Source organism: Rahnella sp. CG8 (assembly GCF_023701875.1).
GTDB classification, from domain to species: Bacteria; Pseudomonadota; Gammaproteobacteria; order Enterobacterales; family Enterobacteriaceae; genus Rahnella; species Rahnella aceris.
In genome coordinates this window covers 87,685-93,698 of sequence record NZ_JABAED010000021.1, presented here as the reverse complement: position 1 = coordinate 93,698, position 6,014 = coordinate 87,685, and the positions used below count along the sequence as shown (strand labels likewise).

Genomic DNA, 6,014 nt, shown 5'->3' with positions numbered 1-6,014 from the left:
GAAAAGAGATGTTTGATAAGTAAACTTTCTCCCCTGCGAAGGGGAGGGTTGGGGTGGGGTATTAAGGTCAAAAACAAAATTCAAAGTGTGCTTTAACTCATTGCTTTGTATTTAAAACCCCCTCCCCGCCTCCCCCTTCGCAGGGGGAGGAGCAAAGCAAGCCACCTCACCGGCTCAGACGCAGAGACTAGAGCTCCAGAGCAATTAACTCTTCCACCGTCTGCCTGCGACGAATCAGTCTTGGCACGCCATTCTCAAACAATACTTCCGGCAGCAGCGGGCGGGTGTTGTAGTTCGATGACATGGATGCGCCATAGGCACCTGTATCGTGGAACACCAGATAATCGCCGATGTGTACCGGCGGCAGCGGGAAGGTTTCCACTCCGCCGCCTGCCTGCTGGGTAAACACGTCGCCGGATTCACACAGCGGACCGGCGATCACGGAATCCGTCAGCGGTTGTCCGCTGACATCGCGGCCATCGGCAGGTAACAGCGAAATATGGTGATAGCTGCCGTACATCGCCGGGCGCATCAGGTCATTAAAGCCTGCGTCGCACAGCACGAAATGACGGCTGCCCATGTTTTTCACCGCACGGATTTGCGCCACCAGCACGCCGGATTCCGCCACCAGGAAACGCCCCGGTTCGATCTCCAGTTTAATCTCATGCCCGAGATGCGCGGCAATCTGCTCGCGCGCACGATTCCACAGACCAAAATAGTGGCCGGTATCAATGGATTCTTCTTCAAAATGATAGGGGATCGACAGGCCGCCACCGGCGGAGATCGCTTCAATATCGTGTCCTGTTTCAATCACCTGGCGCACCATCGCATCGCAAACCTGCTCAAGGTGACCATAATCCACGCCGGAACCGATATGCATATGAATGCCCACCAGTTTCAGGCCGTAACGGGCAATCTCTGTCAGCGCCTGCGGTAAATCGGCATACCAGATCCCGTGTTTGCTGTTTTCCCCGCCAGTATTGGTTTTCTGGCTGTGCCCGTGACCAAAGCCCGGGTTCACGCGCAGCCACACCGGATGTCCGGCTTTGTGCTGGCCAATCTGGCTGAGCATGTCGATGGAACCGGCGTTCACCGGAATATCCAGCGCTGTCACGCGCTCCAGCGTCGGTTGATCCAGTACGTCAGCAGTAAACACAATCTCACTGTCTGTGCCGCCCGGAATAAAACCGGCCACCAGCGCACGCTCAATTTCACCCAGAGAAACGGAATCGACCTTCACGCCCTGCTCGCGCATCAGACGCAGGATATGAATATTAGAACAGGCTTTCTGCGCAAAACGGATCACGTCAAACTGGCGCAACTGCGCGATGCGCTGTTTGATAATGTCAGCGTCATACGCCCACACAGGGCAGCCAAATTGTTGCGGCAGAGCCAGTAAATTCGCGGCATTAAGCGCGGTAGACATATCGTTCAGAGCGCGTGGCATAAGATTTTCCGTCAGTTGAAGTCCGTCATATTTCCCTCAGTATGCCGCGTGGCAGACCGGCGATAAAATATCTATTTCAGGCAAGTCTATTCATTTATGATATGGGCTATTGTCATCGCTTAGCGGATGAAACCATGCCAGCTATTTCCCTGCGCCATATCGAAATTTTTCATGCGGTCATGACCACCGGCAATCTGACGGAAGCCGCTGCGTTGCTCAATACCTCGCAGCCGACAGTCAGCCGTGAACTGGCGCGCTGCGAAAAGTTGCTGAATCTGCAGTTATTCGAGCGTCTGCGCGGACGGTTGTATCCGACGGTGCAGGGGTTACGGCTGTTTGAGGAAGTGCAGCGCTCGTACTACGGGCTGGACAGAATTATCAGCGCAGCGGAAGGCATCCGCCAGTTCGAGCAGGCGCAACTGTCCATCGCCTGCCTGCCGGTATTCAGCCAGTCGTTGCTGCCTGCGGTGTGTAAGCCGTTTCTCGACCGCTACCCTGACGTCAGTTTCAATATTGTGCCGCAGGAATCGCCGCTGCTGGAAGAATGGCTGTCGGCGCAACGCCATGATTTGGGGTTGACGGAAAACACCCAGACGCCAGCCGGAACCGAGCGCCAGACGCTGCTGACACTGAACGAAGTGTGCGTGCTGCCTGCCGGACATCCTTTAGCTGAGAAATCGCGACTCACACCACAAGATTTCAGCGGACTGAATTATATCAGCCTGTCGGCGACCGACAGTTACCGGCAACTGCTGGATACGTTATTTATGGAACAACAGGTTACGCGGCGGCTGGTGATGGAAACCCACAGTGCGGCGTCGGTGTGCAGCATGGTGCGCGAAGGCGCGGGCGTGTCGATTGTCAACCCGCTGACTGCATTGGATTATTGTGACAACGGACTCGTCCTGCGGGAATTCAGCGTCGCCGTACCCTTTACCGTCAGCCTGATCCGGCCATTGCACCGCCCCGCTTCGGCGCTGGTCACCACATTTACCGAACACTGCCATCAGCAGGCGCAACGCTTTGCCGGACATCTCGAGGCCGCGCTGATGCGCTGAACAGAAAAAAAGGCCACGCCGGAGAAACTCCGCATGGCCTTTAATTTTTTTAGCGGCTGGATTACGCGGCCGCTTTTTCCGCTTTCTTCGCCGCACGGCGGAAAGTGATCACACACAGCACGAAGCCGATAGCGCCGAGTGCGCCCGCCGCCAGCGGCACAGTGCTCAGTCCCATTCCGCGTTCAATCACCGCGCCGCCCACCCAGGCACCCAGCGCATTGCCCACGTTAAACGCCGCAATGTTCAGGGTCGACACCAGGTTTGGCGCGTTTTTGCCATAGGTCACCACGTTAACCTGCAAGGCAGGCACCGCGGCAAAGTTCACCATCGCCCAGATAAACAGCGTGATTTCCGCCGCCACCAGATGAACGCTGGTGTAGCTGAACAGCACGGAGAATATGGCGATCATCAGGAAAGTCAGGGTCAGCGAGATACCCAGACGCCAGTCCGCCAGACGCCCGCCCAGCACGTTACCGATGGTCAGACCGAGGCCGATCAGCAGCAGCGTCCAGCTGACACCGTGCTCAGACACGCCGGTAATTTGCGTCAGGATAGGCGCGATATACGTGAACAGCGCGAACATCGCGGCAGCAAAGAAAATAGTGATCGACAGCGACAGCCATAATCCCAGGCTACCCAGCGCACGGATTTCCTTACGCAGATCAGTCGGCTCTTCTTCTTTCTTATCCGGCAGCTTTTTATAGAGTGCGAACAGTGAGGCCACGCCAATCACCGCCACCACCCAGAAGGTTGAACGCCAGCCGAAAGCCTGTCCGAGCGCAGTACCGAGCGGAACGCCCAGCACGTTAGCCAGTGTCAGGCCGGTGAACATCAGCGCAACCGCTGAAGCACGACGGTTAGGCGCCACCAGACTTGCCGCTACCACCGCGCCAATCCCGAAGAAGGCACCATGACACAGCGCGGTGATCACGCGCGCCAGCATCAGGAAATCGTAGCTGTACGACAGCGCGCACATCACGTTGCCAATAATAAAGATGCTCATCAGCAGCAGCAGGGTGTTCTTGCGCGGCAGTTTTGCCGTCAGCACGGCCATGATCGGTGCCCCGATTGCCACACCCAGCGCGTATCCGCTGATTAACCAGCCTGCAGAAGGAATACTGACATTCAGATCCCCCGCCACGTTGGGGAGCAGCCCCATGATGACGAATTCAGTGGTACCGATGGCAAACGCGCTGAGCGCCAGTGCCAGGAGTGCGACAGGCATAAAAACTCCGGATATTTTTAGTGATGAGTAAAGGCACCGGCATTGCGCCGGATGGGTTTAAATACCACGTTGATCACACTTTTGACCAGACGCAGTCTGTGCCCTTGCTGCCTGAAAAACACCCGATATCAGGATTAATCTTTACATAACAATACATTGCAGGGAATGCGCGGAAGACGAAAAAGGGACCGATTCCACTGGCTTATTCCCTGCCGGTGACTCAGCGTTTTTCTTCTGTCAGCGACAGCCAGCGCGGATGGCCTTTGAACCATTCCACCAGAAAATCGAGCAGCGCTCGCAACGCCGCCGGCATTTGCCGCCGGGACATGTAAATCGCATAAATCCCCATTTCCTGTGGCTGCCACCCGCTGAGTAAGGCGACAAGCTGACCGCTGGCAATCAGGGGTGCCGCCGAATAATAAGGCTGCATGACGATTCCCGCGCCTTCCACTGCCCCGGTCAGCAGCACCAGCGATTCATTGGCGCTCAGATTTCCGCTCACCGGAATCGCGACCTGTTCACCCTGCCGTGCAAACTGCCACAGGCTTTTGCCGAACCAGGTGTACGTCAGGCAGTTGTGGACTGCCAGATCCTGCGGATGCTGCGGCGTACCCTGCGCGGCCAGATAAGCCGGCGACGCGCAGACGACCGACGGACACAGCGCCAGCGGCCGGGCGATCAGGTTCGGATCCAGATCGTTAGTGATGCGCAGCGCCAGATCGATCCGGTCTTCCACCAGATTGATCGCCCGGCTTTCCAGCTGAAGATCGATACTGACCTGCGGATGTCGGCGCAAAAATTCACTGACCGCAATCACCACCGCACCCTGCCCGAAAGATTGTGAGCAACTCAGACGCAGCAAACCGCGCAACGCTTCATCGCCCGTATCCGCCACGCTGCTCATTTCAGCCGCCACCGACAGCATTTTCCGGCAACGCGCCAGCGTGTTTTCGCCCGCATCCGTCAGGCTGAGTTTGCGGGTGGAGCGGTGCAGCAGGCGCGCGCCCGACCACTTTTCCATCTCCGACAGATAACGTGTCACCATCGCCCGCGACATATTCAGCGATTCGGCAGCACTGACCATGCTTCCCCGTTCAACAATGGCAACAAACACTTGTGCAGCGGTAATTCTGTCCATGATTCGTCCGGTTTATGCAACAAACAGTTGCGCATTATCCGGTTTTTCCCGCGGATTATGCAACGTACAGTAGAGTCTTACTGAATGTGATTATTTACGTCTCTGAGGAAAACCCATGCAACTGAAACATCTGACTCTGATCGCCGCCCTGCTGGGCAGCAGCCTGTCCGCTCACGCCGCCAGTGCACTGAAAATGGACGTGTATAACCCGGGTGAAAAAAGCGTTTTCCCGGTTTCTTCTGAAATCATTACCGGCGATAAAGAAGCGGTTCTGATCGACGCGCAGTTCCAGCGCAATGACGCAGAAAAACTGGTGGAAATGATCAAGGCGACCGGCAAGAAACTGACGACGGTGTACATCAGCCAGTCCGACCCGGATTACTACTTCGGGCTGGATGTCATCCATGCCGCGTTCCCGGACGCCAAAATCGTGGCAACGCAGGCCACCATCGATCAGATCAACGCCAGCAAAGACGGCAAAGTCGCTTTCTGGGGACCACAGTTGAAAGACAATGCGCCAAAATCTGTTGTGGTTCCTGAACCGCTGAAAGGTACGACCTTTGAACTCGAAGGCCATAAGTTTGAGGTTCAGGGCGTAGATAAAGAACGGACGTTTGTCTGGATCCCGTCGCTGAAAGCGGTAGTGGGCGGCGTGCTGGTGAATGGCAATAACATGCATGTCTGGACAGCAGATACGCAGACGCCGAAATCCCGTAAACAGTGGGTAGAAGCGCTCAATGAAATTACCGGTCTTAATCCGCACGTCGTTGTACCGGGACATTTCCTGCCGGGCGCGCCAAAAACGCTGGCATCGGTGGAATTCACCCGCCAGTATCTGCTGACGCTGGAAAAAGAATTACCGAAAGCGAAAGATTCTGCCGCGCTTATCGCCGCGATGAAAAAACATTATCCGCAACTGAAAGACGATTCTTCATTACAACTGAGTGCGAAAGTATTGAAGGGCGAAATGAAGTGGCCGCAATAAATATTGTTTCTCCTTTTTAATGACGAACTCAGAGGTACCGATGGCAAACGAGCATTGAGGGTGCTGAGCTCACAGCCCCGAAATGCTCGTGGGTTAACCCCCCGTAAGCTAAGTTCATAAGGTTCTGCGCGCATAAGCTAAAATTATCTCTGATGTGTACC

The 6,014-nt window shown here is 55.7% G+C and carries 5 protein-coding genes; 2 read left to right on the top strand and 3 right to left on the bottom strand.

The window, feature by feature from the left end; translation table 11 throughout:
* Positions 1-187: 187 nt before the first annotated feature.
* Entirely contained in the window at positions 188-1,447 is a 1,260-nt protein-coding gene (gene lysA / locus HGO41_RS18790) for a diaminopimelate decarboxylase (protein ID WP_217147161.1), read from the bottom strand.
* Positions 1,448-1,581: 134 nt separating this feature from the next.
* Between lysA and HGO41_RS18785 the strand changes: the two genes are divergently transcribed.
* Entirely contained in the window at positions 1,582-2,505 is a 924-nt protein-coding gene (locus HGO41_RS18785; protein ID WP_013574147.1) for a LysR family transcriptional regulator, read from the top strand.
* Between the two features lie 61 nt (positions 2,506-2,566).
* Here HGO41_RS18785 and HGO41_RS18780 read toward each other — a convergent pair whose 3' ends face one another.
* Positions 2,567-3,730 carry an MFS transporter gene (locus HGO41_RS18780; RefSeq protein ID WP_013574146.1) on the bottom strand — a complete coding sequence of 388 codons (1,164 nt, stop codon included), beginning with the start codon at positions 3,728-3,730 and terminating at the stop codon, positions 2,567-2,569.
* A 220-nt stretch (positions 3,731-3,950) separates the two neighbouring features.
* Positions 3,951-4,868 (bottom strand): LysR family transcriptional regulator, encoded by a 918-nt coding sequence (locus tag HGO41_RS18775; RefSeq protein WP_013574145.1) that lies wholly within the window; start codon positions 4,866-4,868, stop codon positions 3,951-3,953.
* Positions 4,869-4,983: 115 nt separating this feature from the next.
* Here HGO41_RS18775 and HGO41_RS18770 point away from each other — a divergent pair, with 115 nt between their 5' ends.
* A complete protein-coding gene (locus tag HGO41_RS18770) occupies positions 4,984-5,853 on the top strand; it encodes an MBL fold metallo-hydrolase (protein WP_250981301.1) in 870 nt (289 codons plus the stop codon).
* The last annotated feature ends 161 nt before the right edge of the window (positions 5,854-6,014 follow it).

Bases quoted from the DNA above. Each gene is read 5' to 3' on its own strand.
- lysA (WP_217147161.1), bottom strand. From the start codon at position 1,447: ATGCCACGCGCTCTGAACGATATGTCTACCGCGCTTAATGCCGCGAAT.
- HGO41_RS18785 (WP_013574147.1), top strand. From the start codon at position 1,582: ATGCCAGCTATTTCCCTGCGCCATATCGAAATTTTTCATGCGGTCATG.
- HGO41_RS18780 (WP_013574146.1), bottom strand. From the start codon at position 3,730: ATGCCTGTCGCACTCCTGGCACTGGCGCTCAGCGCGTTTGCCATCGGT.
- HGO41_RS18775 (WP_013574145.1), bottom strand. From the start codon at position 4,868: ATGGACAGAATTACCGCTGCACAAGTGTTTGTTGCCATTGTTGAACGG.
- HGO41_RS18770 (WP_250981301.1), top strand. From the start codon at position 4,984: ATGCAACTGAAACATCTGACTCTGATCGCCGCCCTGCTGGGCAGCAGC.